Below are 19210 nucleotides of genomic sequence, written 5' to 3'. Positions count from 1 at the left end.
ATACTTTTTTCATAGTGTCACCCTCTTTAGTCTCAACGCATTGATAATCACTGACACCGAAGACAGTGCCATCGCGGCTGCAGCAATAATAGGACTTAAGAGCAAACCGGTTAGGGGGTACAAAACCCCAGCAGCCAAGGGCACACCCAGCACATTATAAATAAATGCGAAGAAAAGATTTTGGCGAATATTGCTCATGGTATGTTTTGACAAACGTCGAGCTTTGACGATACCACGCAAATCCCCATGCAACAAGGTAACACCAGCACTTTCGATTGCCACATCAGTCCCTGTCCCCATGGCAATACCAATATCCGCTTTTGCCAACGCTGGGGCATCATTCACTCCATCTCCTGCCATGGCAACAATAAGACCTTTGTCTTTTAATTCACTCACGATGCGGCTTTTATCTTCAGGCATGATTTCAGCAACTACGTTTTTAATACCGAGGGTACCTGCCACCGCTTCTGCTGTTTTTTTGCTATCTCCAGTGAGTATAACGATTTCGATACCACTTTGCTGCAACTCGTAAATGGTTTCTGGAGTAGTCGATTTAATGGGATCTTCTACCACCAAAAGAGCTACCGTTTTACCATCCACTGCCATGAACATGACGGATGCGCCTTTGCTGCGAAATTCATCCGCTTTTTCAAGAAGAGAAGCATTGTCACTTCCGTGCTCCTGCATTAATCTCATGTTACCAATGGCGATGCGATGGCCATTCACCTTCCCTATTACTCCCTTTCCGGTAGGTGCTTCAAAATCTTCTACTGAGCCAAAGGACAACTGTTTTTCTTTCGCAGCCGTTACGATGGCATTGGCAAGAGGATGCTCACTTTGGTGCTCAAGAGTAGCCGCAAACCCTAAAATAACCGCTTCATCAAACTCATCGTCAGTCACAATACGGGTCAGTTTAGGACGTCCCTCCGTTAGGGTGCCTGTTTTATCAACCACTAACGTATTGACCTTTTCCATACGCTCCAAGCTTTCGGCATTTTTAATTAAAACTCCATTTTGAGCTCCTTTTCCAACTCCTACCATAATCGACATGGGTGTTGCCAAACCAAGAGCACAAGGACAAGCAATAATAAGTACGGATACAGCGGCAATTAAACCATAACTCAATGACGGTTGTGGACCGAGAAGGGCCCATAGAACAAAAGACAATACCGCAACCAAAATCACTGCAGGAACAAACCATCCTGAAACAGTATCCGCCAATCGCTGGATAGGAGCACGGCTTCTTTGGGCTTCACTCACCATTTGGACAATACGAGCCAACATGGTATCACTGCCCACATGCAACGCGCTCATCACAAAACTACCCGTCTGGTTTATAGTAGCCCCAATGACTTTGGCCCCCGCTTCTTTAGTCACCGGAATGGGTTCGCCTGTTACCATAGACTCATCGACAAAACTTCGCCCTTCCAATACTTCACCATCCACTGGTATTTTGTCACCAGGACGAACACGCAATTTGTCCCCGACATGGATCTTGTCGAGTGATACTTCTTCTTCACTGCCATCCTCTTTAATAAGATGAGCACTTTCAGGAGCCAATTTCAACAAAGCACGGATGGCACTACCTGTTTGCTCTCGTGCTTTGAGTTCCAGCACTTGCCCTAATAAGACTAAAGTCGTAATCACTGCTGCCGCTTCAAAATAAACAGCGACCACCCCTTCTTGATTTCGAAAGGCATTGGGAAATACATCGGGCCAAAAGACAGCCACTACACTGTAAATCCACGCCACACCAATGCCCATAGCAATCAAGGTAAACATATTTAATTGACGTGTTTTTAGAGATTGCCAACCACGCTTGAAAAAAGGCCAACCTCCCCATAGCACCACTGGTGTGGCAAGCAGCAATTGAATCCAACTGGAAACATTGCCGGAAATAAAATGCTTCAAACCATGCCCACCCATCTCCAATATCACGACAGGCACAGTCAAAATCAACGCAATCCAAAATCGACGTCTCATATCGAGATACTCAGGGCTTGCAACCTCCGAAACCATCACCGTTTTCGGCTCTAAAGCCATGCCACACAAAGGGCAATGACCAGGGGCCGATTGGCGAATTTCTGGATGCATGGGACAGGTATAAACGATTGATCCCTCCATTTTGGAAGAAGCTTGCTGAGGCTTGGGTGCCTTATGTTCGTGATGACAAGCATCCCCTTTACTAGAGTTGGTATGTCCTTGATGATAGTCGTGTTTCATTTAGTCATCCTAGTCGAATTGTTTAATGCCCAACAGGGTCTATAGGCCCACCCACATTATGTCGCCAATAACCTTCATGAGTCTCTTATGAGTCTTGCTTCCCTGTACCATGGCAAAGAGTTCAAAAAAAATAAGACGCCAACCAGCCCAATGAAAACAACCAAGTTCATGGTTTTAACAATTGACATGGTATACCCTTTATATAATAAATAGCCGTTCCAACGGCCTTCCAAAATTTCTGTATAGTTCGTTTCAAAAATCCTGCTTAAGTCAACTCACTCAATGCCCCCCACCGCCATGGCCACCATGCCCACCCGCACTGTGTCCTCCATAACCCCCATCCACTTCTTGCGAACTCTGTTTGACTCCACTATGGCAGGAACTTAAAAAGAACGTTCCTCCGATTAACCCTACCCACACGACAAACATTCCAATGGCTTTGGACATGAATACTCCTTGTTAATAATCAACTCATTGACGCTTACTTTTTAAAGTGGCCAGTTTGTTTTTGACTAAAACGTCTACAAACAAATCACTCACATCAATCGCATTGGTGACATGATGAATGGTATTACACGTGATGACTTGCACCCCTTCCATTCCTGATAACAGAGAATAAGCCTCTTCTGCAAACAGCGCATGCACACCAATACAAAGGACAGACTTAGCCCCGGCACTTTTTAAATGCATGACCGTCTCTATCATGGTTCTGGCGGTAGAGATGATGTCATCGACTAATACGGGGGTAGACGATTTAAGCTCAGAAATGGTCGGGACTGAAATAGTTACTTCTTTATCACCATGACGAATCTTTTCCAAAATCACATAAGGAAAAGAACCTTTTTCGGCAATCTCAGCAACCCACTGCTCACTTTCCACATCAGGGCCAATAATCATGGGTTTTGGAACATGAGTTTTAATCCAGGTGGCGATAGGGCGTATGGTATGCAGAGCAAAGGTAGGAATAGAGTAGATTTCATCTAGAGAATGGTAGCGATGCAAATGAGGATCGACCGTCATGAGCCAATCGAAAGAATTCGATAACAGTTCAGCAAAATAACGTGAGGTAATCGCTTCGCCTTGATGAAAGCGCTTGTCTTGGCGTAAATAGGAGAGGTAAGGAGCAATCAAGCCGATTTTTTTAGCGCCTAATTCTCTGGCTGTTTTGGCAAAAAACAGCAAAGGCAGTATTTTTTCATCAGGATGGTTTAAATTATCCACTACCAACAGATTGCGATTTTTAATTTCCGAATTGATTTTGACATAGCTTTCCTTATCTGGAAAACGATGCAGGCTAACCTCACCCACGTCCACGTGCAGTGTCTCTTGTAATCGCCTACTGATTTCTGAAGAGTCAAATAATGAAAATAATAGTGGTTTCAATTATTCTCTCCCAAAACAAGGATATCTTGCTTGTCGCGCAAAAAATCACGGACATAGTTTAGCTCCCCTAAAGACTCCGAATGAATCGTAAACAAAGGCTCGCCTTGTTCAACCGATGTACCCACATGAACATGCAAATCCACCCCTGCCGCTTGAGACTTGGGAGCGCCAGCAAGCTTGGCTATTTGGGCAAGTTTTCGATTGTCAATAAGCAATACCTGGCCTGCTTTTTGAGCCACAATAGGATGAGTAAACCGTGCTGCTTTCAACTCCTTCATTCCTCCTTGGGCTTCGCAAATGGCCTGAAATTTCTTAAACGCTTGCCCACTGTCCAATACTTGTTGCGCTACAGATTGGCCTAAGCCTTCTGGCACTTTGGATGACAATTCAAGAAGAGCACCCGCTACCCTCAACGCTCTTTCGCATAAATCCGTTGGGGCATCAGGCAATCCTTGCAATACGGCAAGAACATCACGCGCTTCTAACGACGGACCAATGCCGTTTCCCACCGGTTGCGACCCATCAGTCAATAAAGTACGAACCACAAGCCCTAACTGTTGCCCTACCTCCTCAAGCGATTGTTTCAGAAGTAACGCCATAGACTTATCCCTGACTTTGGCCGTTGGTCCTACCGGGATGTCAATGACGGCGTGCGTGGCTCCCGTTGCAATTTTTTTAGAAAGAATCGACGCGACTAATTGTCCTTCGCTATCCAAATCTATGGCTCGTTCCACACGAATGAGCACGTCATCGGCTGGGCTTAAACTCACAGCACCGCCCCACACGATGCAGCCGTTTTCTTTTTCTACCACGTGACGCATGGCCTTTGGCCTTAAGTGAACTGGAGCTAAAGTTTCCATCGTATCGGCAGTTCCTGCAGGAGAGGTAATGGCGCGGGAGGATGTTTTAGGAATCATCAACCCAAAAGCCGCAACAATAGGCACCACAATCAGGGTCGTACGATTTCCTGGAAGTCCTCCTACACAATGCTTATCCATCACCAGAGGCGAAGACCAGGATAAACGCTCGCCACTGTCTATCATGGCTTTGGTCAGTTTCATGATTTCAGTACTCGTGAGACGTCCGGCGCTACTTGCCGCTAAAAACGCTGAAATTTGCACATCAGACAGTCGACCGCTTAACACATCCGCCACAATCTCCTTGAGTTGTTCAAAAGACAGTTCATTACCATAAATCTTGGCATGCACAAAGCTTAATGATTCCAGCGGTTTAGGATGCGAGAGTTGAATTTCATCGCCTTCTTTGGCCTGTAAAGAATCCCAAGCGTAATGGGACAAACTGGCTTCACCGGGCTTTAAAAGCTCGGAAGTCACGACATTGAGGGTGGCCATAATAGAGCGATTGCCTAAGGTCACTTGAATACGCGTCTGCACTTCAAACCCTTCCGAATGACAGACATGACAATCCTCTCGCATGTAAATAATGGCTTCATGATAGGTTTTAATCCCTAAATACTTTAAACGAAGCACATGACCAGTATCATGACTCACGACAAATCCTCCGTTTGCAGATAAGAAGGAATGGTGCATGAAAAACCGAATTGTTTCTCAATCTTTTCTTTTAATGAAAGAGCTGCGTGGTGCTCACCATGAGTGATGAACACTTTTTTAGGCGGTCGAATAAAGTGTTTCAGCCAGCCTAACAGTTCTTGATAATCGGCATGGGCTGACGTACTGCTCATGACCACGACTTTGGCTCGTACAGGAACAAACTCACCATGAATTTTAACTTCCTTCTCACCACTCACAATCCTCGCCCCACGCGTACCACCTGCTTGAAAACCAGTAAACAACAACGTGCTTTTAGAATCTGGGGCAAACGCTTTCAAATGATGCAAAATGCGACCCCCTTGGGCCATGCCACTGGCAGAGATAATGATTTGCGGCGTTTTCTGGCGATCAATCGCCTTGGATTCCTCGGGCGTATGAACATACGTGGCCGCCTGACATAACCCTCGACATTGTTCCTCATTTAAATGATGATCGTCTTTATAGGTACACAACAAATGAGTGGCATCAATCGCCATAGGGCTGTCTAAGAACACCGGAACGTCTTTGGGAATTTCCCCTGTTCGTTTCAACTCATAAATAAAATAAAGAAGACTTTGCGCGCGACCCACCGCAAACGCAGGGATCACGACCGACCCGCCTCGTTTGATGGTTTCATTAATCACTTGGCTAATTTGGGGCATGGGATCCATGACCCCATGCAAGCGGTCTCCGTAAGTGGATTCCATCACCAGATAATCGACTTCTTGAATGAGGGTGGGGGCTTTCATGACGGGATCGTGGGGACGGCCTAAGTCTCCCGTAAATAAAATCGAGCCTTCCTTTGTTTTTATTTTTACCATCGCAGCACCGACGATGTGGCCGGCACGATGAAATTCAAAACTTAATTCACTGAACAATTGGTGTGGTGTATCAAAATCCATCGTTTCAAAATAGTTTAAGGTCTCTCTTGCCTCTTTTTCAGTATAAAGAGGCAACGCCGGTTGATGCTTGGAAAACCCATATTGATTGGCCAATCGGGCTTCTTCTTCCTGCAGATGACCACTATCTGGTAATAAAATGGAGCACAACGCTTTAGTGCCGGGCGTTGCATAAATTTTGCCTCGAAACCCATGTTTCACTAATAAAGGAAGATAACCCGTATGGTCAATGTGTGCATGGGTGAGAATGACTGCATCGATATCACGTGGGTTGATAGGCAAGGGAGCCCAATTGCGTAAGCGCAATTCTTTATAACCTTGAAAAAGACCACAATCAATAAGGATTTTTTTAGAATTCACCCTCAAAAGATATTTTGAACCAGTCACCGTCTGGGTTGCCCCTAAAAAGGTTAATTTCATTTTGCCTCCGTTAGACTTCCTTGTTTTTTCAAATCGACTTGGCCCCGCCACATCACATACACCACGGGAATCACAATCAAGGTCAGCACCAGCGCTGAAAAAACGCCACCCACCATGGGGGCTGCAAGACGTTTCATGACATCAGCCCCAATGCCTGTGGCCCACATCACAGGGAGTAGTCCAATGATGTTGGCAAGACCCGCCATGACCATGGGGCGAATACGAGACACCGCACACTCTCGCACCATTTGAATCAAATCCGGCAAAGTGTTGAGTAATCCCTTTTCTTTTTGTTCCTTGTAATCGGAGTCCAGGTAAGCAAGCATCACCGCACTCGTTTCAGCCGCAACGCCTGCGAGCGCAATCATCCCTACCCAAACCGCAATGCTCATGTTGTATCCCAATACATAAAGCAATAAAAAGCCGCCAAATAAAGCAAAGGGAACCCCTAACATCACCATTAAAGTCTCAGTGATGGTGCGGAAGGTAAAGTAAAATAAAACAAAAATAATCGCTAAAGTAAGCGGCACGAAAATTTTAAGCCGCTCGTATACCCGCTGCATAAACTCGTATTGACCTGACCACGCCAACGTGTAGCCCGCAGGCAATTTCACCTTGGCTTTGACTGCTTGCTTTAATTCTTCCACGTAACCACCAATGTCTCGCCCACTAATATCAATAAAGACATAACCTGCTAACATGGCATTCTCATCGCGAACCATGGCAGGGCCTGAACGAAAAGTCAAAGTCACCAATTGCGCCACAGGGACTTCAGCACCACTCGGTGTTTTGACTAAAATGCGATTGAGTTTATCCGGATCGTCGCGTAATTCGCGTAAATAACGCACGTTCACGGGATAGCGCTCACGCCCTTCAATCGTGGTGGTAATGTTTTCCCCACCCACAGCCGACTCAATAATGCGATTGACATCCATAATCGTTAAACCATAACGCGCCAATTGGTCACGATTGATTTGAAAATCAAGGAAATACCCACCAGCAACCCGTTCAGCATAGACCGTACTTGTCCCCTTCACTTCTTTGGCCACCATTTCAATTTCTTTTCCAATGGCTTCTATCTTTTTAATGTCCGGACCAAAAATTTTAATCCCGACCGCGGTTCGAATTCCTGTGGTGAGCATGTCATTGCGTGCCTTAATGGGCATGGTCCAAGCGTTGCTTACGCCTGGAAATTGCAACGCTTTATCCATCTCAGCCACCAAACGGTCATAAGTCATTCCTTGTCGCCAAAATTCTTTAGACTTTAATTCCACAATGACTTCCATCATGTTAAATGGGGAAGGATCGGTTGAGGTTTCTGCTCTTCCTGTCTTTCCAAACACATGCGCTACTTCGGGAAAGGCTTTTAATTTTTTATCCATTTCTTGAAGCAAGGTCGTGGCTTGAGTGACGGAAATCCCAGGTAACGTCACCGGCATATACAAAATTGTTCCTTCATAAAGAGGAGGCATAAACTCAGAGCCAATCAGCTTGTAAAGAGGAATAATACTTAAGGCAATCACCACTGCAATTCCCATCACAAGCTTCCGATATTTTAAGGCAAACTTTAACACCGGTGCGTACATTGCTTGCATAAACCGGGTAATCGGATGTTTTTGCTCAGGGATAATTCGTCCACGCACCAAAAGAGGCAAAAGTACAGGAATCAAGGTAATTGCGAGCAAAGCGCTCATGAAAATAGCCAAGTTTTTAGTATAAGCTAAGGGCGAAAACAGCCGTCCTTCTTGGGCTTCCAAAGTAAAAACCGGCATGAAAGAAATAGCAATCACTAAAAGCGAGGAAAAAATAGCAGGTCCTACCTCTTTGGCCGAATCAATCAGCACTTGGGTGCGATCGCCCGGACTTCCTTTCGCTTCCCAATCCGCTAAGCGCTTATGAGCATTATCCACCATGATGATGGCCGCATCGACCATATCCCCAACAGCGACAATAATCCCACCAATGGACATGATGTTAAGACCAATATGTAAAAAATAGATGGGAATAAAGGATATCAAAATCGCCAGTGGTAACGTAATAATGGGAATCAACGCCGAACGAAAATGGCCTAAAAACACGATGATGAGCAGCCCCACCACGGCAAGCTCTTCAATCAAATTCCAATTGGCGGTGGAAATCGCCTCTTGAATTAAGTTACTTCTGTCATACACAGTAACCATTTTTATCCCTTCCGGGATGGCGGTGGCTAATTCTTTTAGCTTCTCCTTAATGCGGCCAATCACTTGCAACACGTCTTCACCAAAGCGCATGATGACAATGCCTCCGACTGCCTCTCCCTGACCGTTTAAATCCACCACACCCCGGCGCATATCAGAGCCCAGCTGAACACTCGCCACATCCCGTAATAGAATCGGTGTCCCATTGGCATTAGTGCCTATTGCAATTTTTTCAATGTCCTCAGTCGATTTAATGTACCCTCGACCGCGGATCATGTACTCTACCCCTGAGAATTCAAGTACTCGCCCACCGGTATCGTTATTGCTCATGCGAATTTTTTCGATGATCTCAGGAACCGATAGATTATAAGCAAGGATTTTGACTGGATCTAAGTTGACTTGATATTGCCTGACAAATCCACCCACGCTGGCTACTTCCGACACCCCTGGAACTGCTCTTAACCAGTAGCGTAAATACCAATCCTGAAACGTGCGAAGCTCAGCCAGATTATGCTTGCCGTTTTCATCCACCAAGGCGTATTGATAAATCCACCCCACCGGGGTCGCATCAGGTCCTAATTGAGGCGTCACCCCTTCGGGCAATTTCCCAGCCAATTGGCTCATGTACTCCAAAACGCGTGAACGCGCCCAATAAATATCCGTACCGTCCTCAAAAATAATGTACACATAAGAAAAGCCAAAATCAGAAAATCCCCGCACAGCAACAACCTTTGGTGCCGACAAAAGTGCGGTTACAATAGGATAAGTGACTTGGTCTTCCATGAGATCGGGCGAGCGCCCCATCCAGGTGCTGTACACAATCACCTGCGTGTCTGAAATGTCAGGCAGGGCATCCATGCGGGTATTCTTCAAGGCCACATAGCCCATAAAAGAAAACCCAAGCACAAAAAGCAACACCATGAAGCGATTGCGTGCACAAAATTCAATAATCCGCTCAACCATACCATCCCTTTATTCCAAAGGCCAATCATGCCTTTTTATTATTAGAATTTCTTTCCTACCCCAGTAGAGTTTAGAAATGTCTATTGATGTTGCATGCCTCCCATGGCCGCTTTCAACTGGCTCTCCGAATCAATAAGGAAATTAGCCGATGTGATAATTTTATCTCCTTCCTTGACTCCTTTTACTATCTCAAGCAAATCACCTGCCCGTACCCCTATCGTGACGTCTCGCCATTCAATTTTTCCATTGCCATGATAAATAAAGACGACTGCTCGTTCACCCGTGAGTAAAACAGCATTTTTAGGCACGACAAGTCGTTCACCCAATGGGATTTTGAGCTCCAGATTCACATACATACCCGGTTTTAATTGGTCTTTTTGATTATCCACTTCAAAGCGAACTTTGGCTGTGCGCGTTTTCATCTCGATGGTGGGATAAATAAAATCAAGCTTGGCTTTAAATAATTCATTGGGCAAATAGGTCAGAGTCAAATCAGCCGTTTGACCAAGACGAATGTAAGGAAGCTCGTATTCGTAAATGTCCCCTAAAACCCACAGGCGTGATAAATCAGCAATGGTGTACAATTCATCCCCCGGCTCAATGCGCATGCCTATTAATGCCATTTTTTTAAGAACTGTTCCTTGAATAGGTGAATGAATCGTCATGGTCCGGGTGATTTTGCTGGTGCGCCTTAACTGTTCAATGTCTTTTTCAGTAATCCCCCACAGCAACAACCTTTGGTGAGCTGCTTGAAAAGCCCCTTGGGCGCCTTTGGCAGCGCTGGATGTCGTATTTTGGCTTAAGATTTTTTGTGCGTTGAAGGCGAGTAAATATTCTTGTTGAGTAGAAACCAAATCAGGACTATACACGGTAAAAAGGGCCTGTCCTGCTTTGACTTTTTCGCCTGTGAAATTGATGAATAATTTCTCAATCCAACCGTCAAAGCGCACATGGATATGGGCAATACGCCGTTCATCAGCCTCAACTCGCCCTACGGTGCGAATGATTTTTTCAACCTTTTGACGACGTACCGGCTCTGAAGTAATGCCAATGGCTTGTAAGCGAACGGGATCAATCACTATCTCATTTTTTTGAGTGGACTGTTTCATGTCCATCTTGCCATGAGTGTCCGTGGTGTTTTGAGCATGGGTTAGTGGTATTAAAGACAGCAGGCTCAAAATGAGTACACTCTTTATCATCGCCTTACAATTCATAGGTACGTCCCTGTGGTTTCTTCGATTTGCGTGATGGCTTTTTCATGCTCAGCAAGCTCACTGTGCCATTCCAATTCGTTTTCTTGCAACGTTAATAAATTATTCAGCATTGTTAAAAAATCCACTTTGCCTACCCCATAATTGGCTTGGGAAGAAGTAAAGGTTAAGGTGGCTTGCGGAATAATGGTGTGTTGAATCAAATGAATAAGCTTGGCAGAACGCTCTGCCAACAAATAAGCGTTTTTCACTTGAAAAGACAGAGTGCGATAAGTTGTCTGCAAATCTTCAATATCCGCATTGTAGCGGGCCAATGATTCACGTACGGCATTATTTTGCTTTTGCATGAAATAAAGAGGAACCGTTGCTTTTAACAACACTTGATAGCCTTTGGTATGCATTCCCGTATCATGAAGCCGTCCTCCTTCGATTTCAACATCCGGAAAATACTCCATTTTACTTAAGCGGATGGCTTGCCGTCCTTTTTGGACACTGCGCTGCTGCATGATTAATTGCGGCGCTCGGCTCTTCAGCAGAGTATAAAAATACTCTAAGTTATGACCCATTGGTGTTATAGAAAGTGTCGTGGGTGTGTTTACTGTTATTTCTAAGGAACGATTTAAAAGGCGATTGATGTCGGCTTGCAGGGATTCTCGTTGTTGCTTTAAGATGACTAAACGCATTAAAAGGCGAGAAATCTCGGTTTGGGCACGATAAATGTCTTGTTGCGGGGTTTTTCCTACACTGTAATTGACCTCGGCACTCTTTTCCATTTCATGAAGAAGCGCTTGGTTTCTTTGCACGATCACAATGGATTTATTGACAAAATAAAGATCATAATAAAGTCGTTTTAGTTCCGCAATGACCGCGAAACAAGTCGCTTGGTACTCCGCTTTAGCGCGTTTGGCCTCTATTGTTGCTATCCTTCCTCGCACAATGAGTTTGCCAGGAAAAGGAATTTCTTGTTGGCCACCCAACATTTGCTCGCGTCTTGGATCTACATCCATAGGGAGATTCTCCGACATATTGATGTATCCGGCATTAAGCTTAGGGTCAGGCAATGCTTTGGATTGGGGAATCACATGGATTGCAGCAAGTAATCGGTCACGTGCGGCACGAATCTGCGGATTGTTGTGCTTGGCTGTCTCAATTAATTGCGATAAGCCAGGCGTTGGCGTGGCATAAGCCAAGGCCCCATTCACACAGGAACTTAAGAACATAGTCCAAATGATTTTTTTAATACTAAAACGCTTCATTGGGTGCCTTCCTTAGCATTTTCTGAATTTCCAAGACCAATAAGGGCAGCATCCCCACAATCACCCAGAGGAGGCATTCCATTAACGATACCGTGCTAATACCAAAAAGCTCACGCAAAATAGGAATATGGTGAATCACTATCTGCAGCGAAAAACTAATACTGACAATAAAGAACAAACGCAGATTGGAAAAAAAGCCAAGCTGCCAAATGGTTTTGGTCTGGCTGCGCGCGCTAAAGGCGCGCAGTAATTCTTCAGTAACTAAAACAGAAAAAGCCGCATCTTGGGCTTGAGTCAAATCATTATTGACTAAGTACTCGTAAGCAAAAATACCCAGGGTCACCAATGCAGTCATACAGCCGATAAAAGAGACGCGCTTAAAAAAAGAGAAATCCATAAAAGGTTTTTGCGACTCCCTTGGCGGACGCTTAAGAATTCCGGGTTCCGACATATCTGTTGCCAAGCCAATGGCCGGTAGTCCATCGGTAACTAAGTTAATCCATAACAGTTGAATGGGTAACAGGGGTAATGGCCATCCAATTAACAGGGCAATGAAAACGACCAACAACTCACCCATATTCCCGGCCAATAAATAAGCAAGCGTTTTAGAAATGTTGTCATAAATGGTACGACCTTCTTCAATGCCCGCGACAATGGAGGTAAAATTATTATCCATGACAATGATGTCAGAGGCTTCCTTGGTGACAGCAGTCCCTGTTTTTCCCATCGCAATCCCCACAGACGCTTCTTTTAAAGCAGGAGCATCATTCACTCCATCACCAGTCATCGCGACCACCCTATTTTGTTTTTTCCAGGCACGTACGATTTTTAATTTATGCAGAGCGGTCACACGGGCATAGACCGCGATTTCTTTGACGCAATGGTTAAATTCATCCTCTGACATAGTATCCAGTTCATTGCCAGTGAGTAATCGATCCCCTGCTTCCAAAATACCGAGTTCTTGTGCAATGGCCTTTGCCGTATCAGGATGGTCTCCTGTAATCATCACCGGTTTGATGCCTGCCTTTTTACAACGACCGACTGATTCTTTGACACTCGCATGAGGCGGGTCTTGTAGACCAATGAGACCTAAGAAAATGAGGTTATTTTCAATGTCTTCCTCTCCCTTTTCTAACGTTGCGGAGTCTAATTGGCGATTAGCCAATGCCAAAAGACGCAACGCCTCACTCGCCATGAATTCACACGACTGTTTCATACGTGCTCTATCATTCGGCGTTAATTTTTTAATACCGTCTTTGGTCAAAACGTGGGTGCATCGTTCCAAAATGATTTCTGGCGCTCCTTTTACATAAGCTACAAATTCACTGTCTTGTTGACCTATCACGGTCATCCGTTTTCGTTCGGAATTAAAGGGTAACTCCTTCCTGCGAGGATAAGTGGATTGCCATTTTTCTTGCCGAATACCCCCTTTGGCTGCCGCAACTAAGAGTGCTATTTCAGTTGGGTCTCCCACTGTGGCCAACCGTCCATTTTGGCTCTCAAAGCTCGCGTTATTGCAAGCCACCATGGCTTGCAAAGTAGTTTGCAATACCTTGTCTTCAGACACATTAATTTCTTGACCTTGAAGTGAAAATCCTCCCGTGAGGTGATATCCTTCTCCACGAATGCTGTACACGTTATCTGCTGTAATAAGCTTACGTGCGGTCATTTCACCTACTGTCAATGTTCCTGTTTTATCAGTACATATGACTTGTAAACAGCCGAGCGTTTCAACCGCCGATAATCGTCTTACAAGCACCTCACGTCGCACCATACGCTGCACACCAAGTGCTAACGCCACTGTGACTACGGCAGGCAAGCCTTCAGGAATCGCAGCCACGGCAAGACTCACAGAACTCATGAACAGTTTAAAAAGGGGAATCTGACGCAGTAAACCCAATCCAAAAATGGCAATCACAATGAAAAAACAAAGCCATAATAAGCGAGAACCCACTTGATTGAGCCTTTTCTGTAAAGGCGTTTCATCACTAGAGGCTTCACCCAGCATTTTAGCTATATGCCCCATTTCTGTTTGCATGCCGCTCGCCACAACCAGCGCTCTGCCTGTACCATCGGCAATGGATGTTCCCATAAACACCATATTTTTGCGATCAGCCAGAGGAGTGTCTTTAGCACAAAGATCAAGATTTTTAGCAACCGGTAGGGATTCTCCCGTGAGTGGTGCCTCATTGATCTTAAGTGCGGACAATTCAAAAAGACGAGCGTCTGCTGCAATTAAATCACCACTTTCAAAAAGAATAATATCACCAGGGACGACATCAGACGCAGCAATTATTTTGGCATGACCATCACGCAATACAGTAGCTTTGGGTGCCGCCATTTGTTGCAGGGCAAGCATGGCACGATCGGCGCGGTATTCTAAAACAAATCCAATGATGGCATTTAAAATCACAATGGCCAAAATGGCAATGGCATCGGCTTTTTCATCCAACAAAAAAGAAACCACAACAGCACCTAAAAGTACCCAGGTGACCACACTTTCAAATTGTTGCAAAAAAATGACGAAAGAAGATGTTTTTTTCTGTTGACTCAGCAGGTTGGGTCCTATTTCTTTTAATCGCTGTTCCGCTTCTTTCTCGGATAGTCCTATAGATAAGTCGGTTTTAAACAACAATGCCGTATCTGCGGGTGATTTTTCGTGCCACTGTTCTACCATGACCGCCATCCTTTGCGTTCGCCTATCCATTATGATTTGGGAAGCATCATTTTATCTCAATTTTTAGTGCCCAAATAGTTCTTATTTAATAGAGTGAGCGCTCATGTTATCCTGTACAGTTGAAAAAAAACATTTTCGTGTTAGCGACCACCGCCGCCACCATGGCCAACATGACCTTGAGCGACATGCTCTTCCAGACTTTTAGTATACTTACTGGTAGTGCCACTACTCATGCAAGCAGTAAGAACGAAACAACAAACCAAAACCATCCAATAATTTTGTTTCATAATGATTTCCATCCTTGATTTTAAAGAGAAATAATTACAATATAGACTCTTTAGCATGGATAAGTCAAAACAGAGTGTTCTATGCTTTGACAGACGATTAGCTAGGAATAACCTTTGCTAAACTTAATGAGAATGCTTTGATGTGTTCCTAACAAAAACTCTTAACAATTATTTAGCGTGTGAAAGAAAATTTTTCCCTTTGTTTTGAATTAATTGAATGATAGCTGAATTGATTTTAGTTCACTTTTTCGTGTCCTAAACCGATTCAAAATTTGAGTTATCTTTTGAAATAGTACACTAATTAATTGACACGTATCACATCATTTTCGTCATCCCAATCAATAACGTCGATGACGCTCCTAACCATCATTTTTGGTAAATTGCTTTCTGAAAGATATCCAATAATCGAATGAACAATTAAACGCAAAATGAAGTTACAAAAAAACGTTTAGGATACCTCTACTTATATTTAATACTTATATTTAATGCCTGTCTTAAAAAGACAATCATGATATCATTCTATGTGCTGATTAAAATAAATAGCATACAGAATATGACCATAAGAAATTATTTTATAACCAATTGGTTTTCTTGGAGACGAAATTATTGTGAAGAAATTTGCCATCACCCTAATTAGCTTGATATTCATTAATTTATTTTATTCTACTGCTTTCTCAGAAAAGCCTAATCAACGCATGATGAAAAATCAAGCGGCACATTCTTTGAAATCAAAAAATACCATGCAATTATCTATTCAAGAGATCATTGATAAAAAGGACAAAAAACTGGTGTTAATCAAATTAATTGACACGAACCGCAATAAACCAATCACCTTAAACGATCTTATTGAAGCACATACACAAAAGATTCATTTGTTAATTATCGATGATAGCCTCCATGACTATAGTCATGTCCATCCAGTCGAAACAACTAATCCAGGTATCTATCAATTTGAATGGCAGCCTACTCTTAAGAGCGCCTCCTATCGAGCATGGGCTGATCTTATACCAACTAATACAAAAACCCAAGAATATGTAGTTGCTGATTTACCTTCCCCAAAGACCAAAAAGAGATTGGGAAATCCTATTCATCGACAACCATTATTTGAAAGTATTGTTGATGGCTACCAATTCAAATTGTCTTTTGATAAAACACCATTGCACGTCGGTCAAGCAGTCATGGGCAAAATTGATGTCACTGATGCAAAGGAAAACCCAGTTCATACCTTAGAACCCATTATGGGTGCTTATGCTCACATCGTTGGTTTTAATGAGGACTTTAAAACAGTAACTCATGTCCATCCAATGGGCAAGGAACCTACAAATAATACTGAACGAGGAGGACCTGAATTGCTATTTCATATAGAGCCCAACAAAGTTGGATTTATTAAAATGTTTGTTCAAGTACAAATCAATGGGAAAACCCTTTTCGTTCCATTCGGTGTCACAGTAAACTCATAAAGATCTTGCTGGATTGTGAACTTACAGGGCCTTAAAATAAGACAAAGTCCCCCCCAAAAAAAAGATTATTTTCCTATATTACATGACTCCCAGAATAATGATATCCACCAATTGCCCAGTATTAGTTCGGCATAACAGTTTGTATTATTATCCCTAAATTTATAAATTTTAAAAGTGTAAGAATCTTAATTTAAGATGGCGTTATCTCAACACTTGCGCCAAGAGGTGATTTTTTAAAGATGCCCGCCAAAACCAAAGCGCTCATTGCTATGGTTTCAGGGATTGACCTATCCCCCAAAAATAAGCCCATGACAAAGATGAGAAATCCATTAAAATTGTGACAATGGAGAACTCAAAATGAAAAGACGTTACAGCGAAGAGCAGATAATCAAAGCAATCAAAGAGCATGAGGCTGGCGCTAAGGTTGGTGATATCTGTCGTAGTATGGGGATAACAAGCGGTTGCTTCTATAATTGGCGTAGCAAGTATGCGGGCTTAGAGGTCAACGAAGCGAAGCGCTTACGCGAGCTGGAATCAGAGAACCAGAAGCTGAAAAAACTTCTTGCAGAAAAGCTACTGGAGAATGAAGCGCTAAAGGACGTTGTTTCAAAAAAGTGGTAAAGCCCACCAGTAAGAAACGTGTTGCAAAGCATTTGGTAACTCACTTTAAGCTCAGTGAGCGAGTTGCCTGCAAACTGGTTGGGCTAAGTCGCACGGCGTACCGCTACCTAAAGAAAAAACGCTCGGATGATGGGTTGAAAGCACGTATGAAAGAGTTGGCCGTTCAATATCCTCGTTATGGCTATTTGTTGCTGCATAGCTTGTTACGAAGAGAAGGTTTAGTTCAGAACAAGAAGCGCACCTATCGGATTTACCTTGAGGAAGGTCTGCAGATTCGTACTAAAACACGAAAAAAACTCCAACGTCCTCGCTTGATTATGGATGTGCCAACTCAGAAGAACAAGCGTTGGTCGATGGACTTTGTCTCGGACCAATTGGCGAGTGGTCGTCGTTTTCGTGTATTGAACGTCATTGACAATTTTAACCGCGAACTGTTGGGGCAACTTGTTGCACTCTCTATTTCTGGACAACAAGTTACACGCTTTTTAGAACAACTTGGTGAAGAGCGCGGTTACCCTGAACAGATTGTCTGTGACAATGGCACCGAATTTACCTCTAAGGCTATGTTTTTCTGGTCTAAATCAACCAATGTACGGTTGAACTTTATCCAGCCTGGCAAACCAACACAAAACGGTTTCGTTGAAAGCCTTAATGGGAAATTCCGTAACGAATGCCTCAACCAAAATTGGTTTAGAACATTGGAAGAGGCGCGTTTTGAAATTGGTAAATGGCGGCATCATTACAACCATGTGAGGCCACATAGTGCATTAAATTATTTTCCACCAGTGGACTTTGCTCAACAGGTGGCTTAATGTTGGTTTTCTCATCGAGAAACTGGTACTAATTGAGGGGATAGGTCAAACCTATCCCATCGCCCATATAATGATTCAACTCAGAGCTATTAAGGTGAAACCCTATTCTTTTCTTCTCATTGTTAATTAATGCGACTTCGGGATATTCAAAATTAAGTTGGGGTATAGGATTAATTAATAATTCAGCCCCCCAATTCATGTCCCAGACAGGATGGCAGTAATATACATAAGCACCTGAAATTTTGAATTTTCCGTCAGTATGCCAAGAAAGGCCGGAACCTCTTGGATAAAGGTAGGGTCTAGCATAAAAAAAATCCCAATCTCGATCTTTAAACCCTATTAAATGAGAAAATTCGGAAGATGTTGCAATTAATTGCTGTATAAATAAATCAATTGTTGTAGCGGTAGGATAAATTTGCTCTGTAGTGCAAGGTTCGGGCCTGGGATGAGAAATAGTAACGTTGCCCCATAAAGGGGCGCCATCTTCAAGACTAAAAGCATTGACCCATCTGGAAGAATGGATAAACTTAAACTTTTCAGTTTGAATAAAATTCCAAATTTTCTCAAAACCTGACGGCTCTAAAAAATCGTCAATTACTGCAAACACATCATTGTTTAAGATTAATTTCATATACTTCTACAGCAAAAATATCAGATGGAATACTGTTTATCTTCTTTAATTACCAGGGCATATACTCATCTTTATCTTCTTCTGCGTCGATTCTATTAATATAAAATTCTTTCATAACATCTCCTTGTTAAAAATTATTTTTTTAGCAGAGTGCCGATTATAAATTCAATAGATCAAAGAGGCAATGGATTGCGTACCTATTTTTATACACACTAACCTATGAGGGCGCTTAAAATTTATTTCTTTGCCGTAACGAACGAATCGCACAAGCATTTCATGCGCGTAAATTTATTGAGCGCTTTGGTGGTGGTACCAGGCGTATTTTACGTCTTTATGCAGAACAAGCTCGACCTGAACCAATATTTTCTGAGGAAGGCAATGACTTTCAGGTAAAATTCTTTTTTTAAAAAGCCAATCGGAGCTCAAAAGAAGTCTCGAATAATTGAACAGGAGTTATCTCCAAGACAAATTGAAATCATTAATGTTTTAGGTACGCACGGAGGGCTAACAACAAAAATGTTAAGAAATAACTTAACCAACCAACAGAACGGTGGCTAAGAGACGAGCTTAACACTCTTAGCAAGAAAGTAATTGTAAACCAGAAGGCGCAACGACAAATAGAAAATGGATCCTTATTAAG

General features: G+C 43.3%; 12 protein-coding genes and 2 pseudogenes. 3 read left to right on the top strand and 11 right to left on the bottom strand.

All coding sequences use genetic code 11. From position 1 onward, the window contains the following. Positions 1-9: 9 nt before the first annotated feature. The 10 genes from copA to DYE45_RS14755 all read right to left on the bottom strand — a co-directional run bounded on the left by copA (position 10) and on the right by DYE45_RS14755 (position 15046). The gene (copA, locus tag DYE45_RS02670; RefSeq protein WP_115300395.1) at positions 10-2223 is read right to left on the bottom strand and encodes a copper-transporting P-type ATPase; all 2214 of its coding nucleotides are present in this window, start codon (positions 2221-2223) and stop codon (positions 10-12) included. Between the two features lie 279 nt (positions 2224-2502). Next, positions 2503-2670, bottom strand: a complete 168-nt coding sequence (locus tag DYE45_RS14760) for a hypothetical protein (RefSeq protein WP_165481721.1) — start codon at positions 2668-2670, stop codon at positions 2503-2505. 24 nt (positions 2671-2694) lie between these two features. Next, positions 2695-3606, bottom strand: a complete 912-nt coding sequence (locus DYE45_RS02665; protein ID WP_115300394.1) for a ribose-phosphate pyrophosphokinase — start codon at positions 3604-3606, stop codon at positions 2695-2697. Beyond that, a complete protein-coding gene (locus DYE45_RS02660) occupies positions 3603-5156 on the bottom strand; it encodes a thymidine phosphorylase family protein (RefSeq protein WP_115300393.1) in 1554 nt (517 codons plus the stop codon). Before DYE45_RS02660 ends, DYE45_RS02665 begins: the two co-directional genes overlap by 4 nt. Next, a complete protein-coding gene (locus DYE45_RS02655; protein ID WP_115300392.1) occupies positions 5114-6475 on the bottom strand; it encodes an MBL fold metallo-hydrolase in 1362 nt (453 codons plus the stop codon). The genes DYE45_RS02660 and DYE45_RS02655 overlap by 43 nt, the downstream gene beginning before the upstream one ends. Continuing rightward, positions 6472-9615, bottom strand: a complete 3144-nt coding sequence (locus tag DYE45_RS02650; protein ID WP_115300391.1) for an efflux RND transporter permease subunit — start codon at positions 9613-9615, stop codon at positions 6472-6474. Before DYE45_RS02650 ends, DYE45_RS02655 begins: the two co-directional genes overlap by 4 nt. An 80-nt stretch (positions 9616-9695) precedes the next feature. Beyond that, the gene (locus DYE45_RS02645; RefSeq protein ID WP_115300390.1) at positions 9696-10829 is read right to left on the bottom strand and encodes an efflux RND transporter periplasmic adaptor subunit; all 1134 of its coding nucleotides are present in this window, start codon (positions 10827-10829) and stop codon (positions 9696-9698) included. After that, positions 10826-12082, bottom strand: a complete 1257-nt coding sequence (locus tag DYE45_RS02640; protein WP_115300389.1) for a TolC family protein — start codon at positions 12080-12082, stop codon at positions 10826-10828. The genes DYE45_RS02645 and DYE45_RS02640 overlap by 4 nt, the downstream gene beginning before the upstream one ends. Continuing rightward, complete coding sequence (locus DYE45_RS02635) at positions 12069-14759, bottom strand: cation-translocating P-type ATPase (protein ID WP_115300388.1); 2691 nt, start codon at positions 14757-14759, stop codon at positions 12069-12071. Before DYE45_RS02635 ends, DYE45_RS02640 begins: the two co-directional genes overlap by 14 nt. Positions 14760-14899: 140 nt before the next feature. Next, the gene (locus DYE45_RS14755) at positions 14900-15046 is read right to left on the bottom strand and encodes a hypothetical protein (protein WP_165481723.1); all 147 of its coding nucleotides are present in this window, start codon (positions 15044-15046) and stop codon (positions 14900-14902) included. A gap of 608 nt (positions 15047-15654) precedes the next feature. Between DYE45_RS14755 and DYE45_RS02630 the strand changes: the two genes are divergently transcribed. Then, complete coding sequence (locus DYE45_RS02630; RefSeq protein ID WP_115300387.1) at positions 15655-16506, top strand: DUF8832 domain-containing protein; 852 nt, start codon at positions 15655-15657, stop codon at positions 16504-16506. Between the two features lie 357 nt (positions 16507-16863). Further along, positions 16864-17939 (top strand): IS3 family transposase gene (locus DYE45_RS02625; protein ID WP_115300371.1). Its coding sequence is split into 2 segments (ribosomal slippage): positions 16864-17113 and positions 17113-17939, totalling 1077 coding nucleotides; the frame shifts between segments, so codons are not numbered across the junction. A 49-nt stretch (positions 17940-17988) separates the two neighbouring features. On the opposite strand, the pseudogene DYE45_RS02620 reads toward DYE45_RS02625, so the two are convergent. Next, positions 17989-18570, bottom strand: a pseudogene (locus DYE45_RS02620) (2OG-Fe(II) oxygenase); the annotation flags it as partial. Positions 18571-18827: 257 nt separating this feature from the next. On the opposite strand from DYE45_RS02620, the pseudogene DYE45_RS14995 reads away from it, so the two are divergent. Then, positions 18828-18977: pseudogene (locus DYE45_RS14995) on the top strand (ATP-binding protein); the annotation flags it as partial. Between the last annotated feature and the right edge of the window lie 233 nt (positions 18978-19210).

The sequence above is a fragment of the Legionella taurinensis genome (assembly GCF_900452865.1).
Lineage (GTDB): Bacteria > Pseudomonadota > Gammaproteobacteria > Legionellales > Legionellaceae > Legionella_C > Legionella_C taurinensis.
This window is presented reverse-complemented; position numbering and strand designations above follow the sequence as displayed.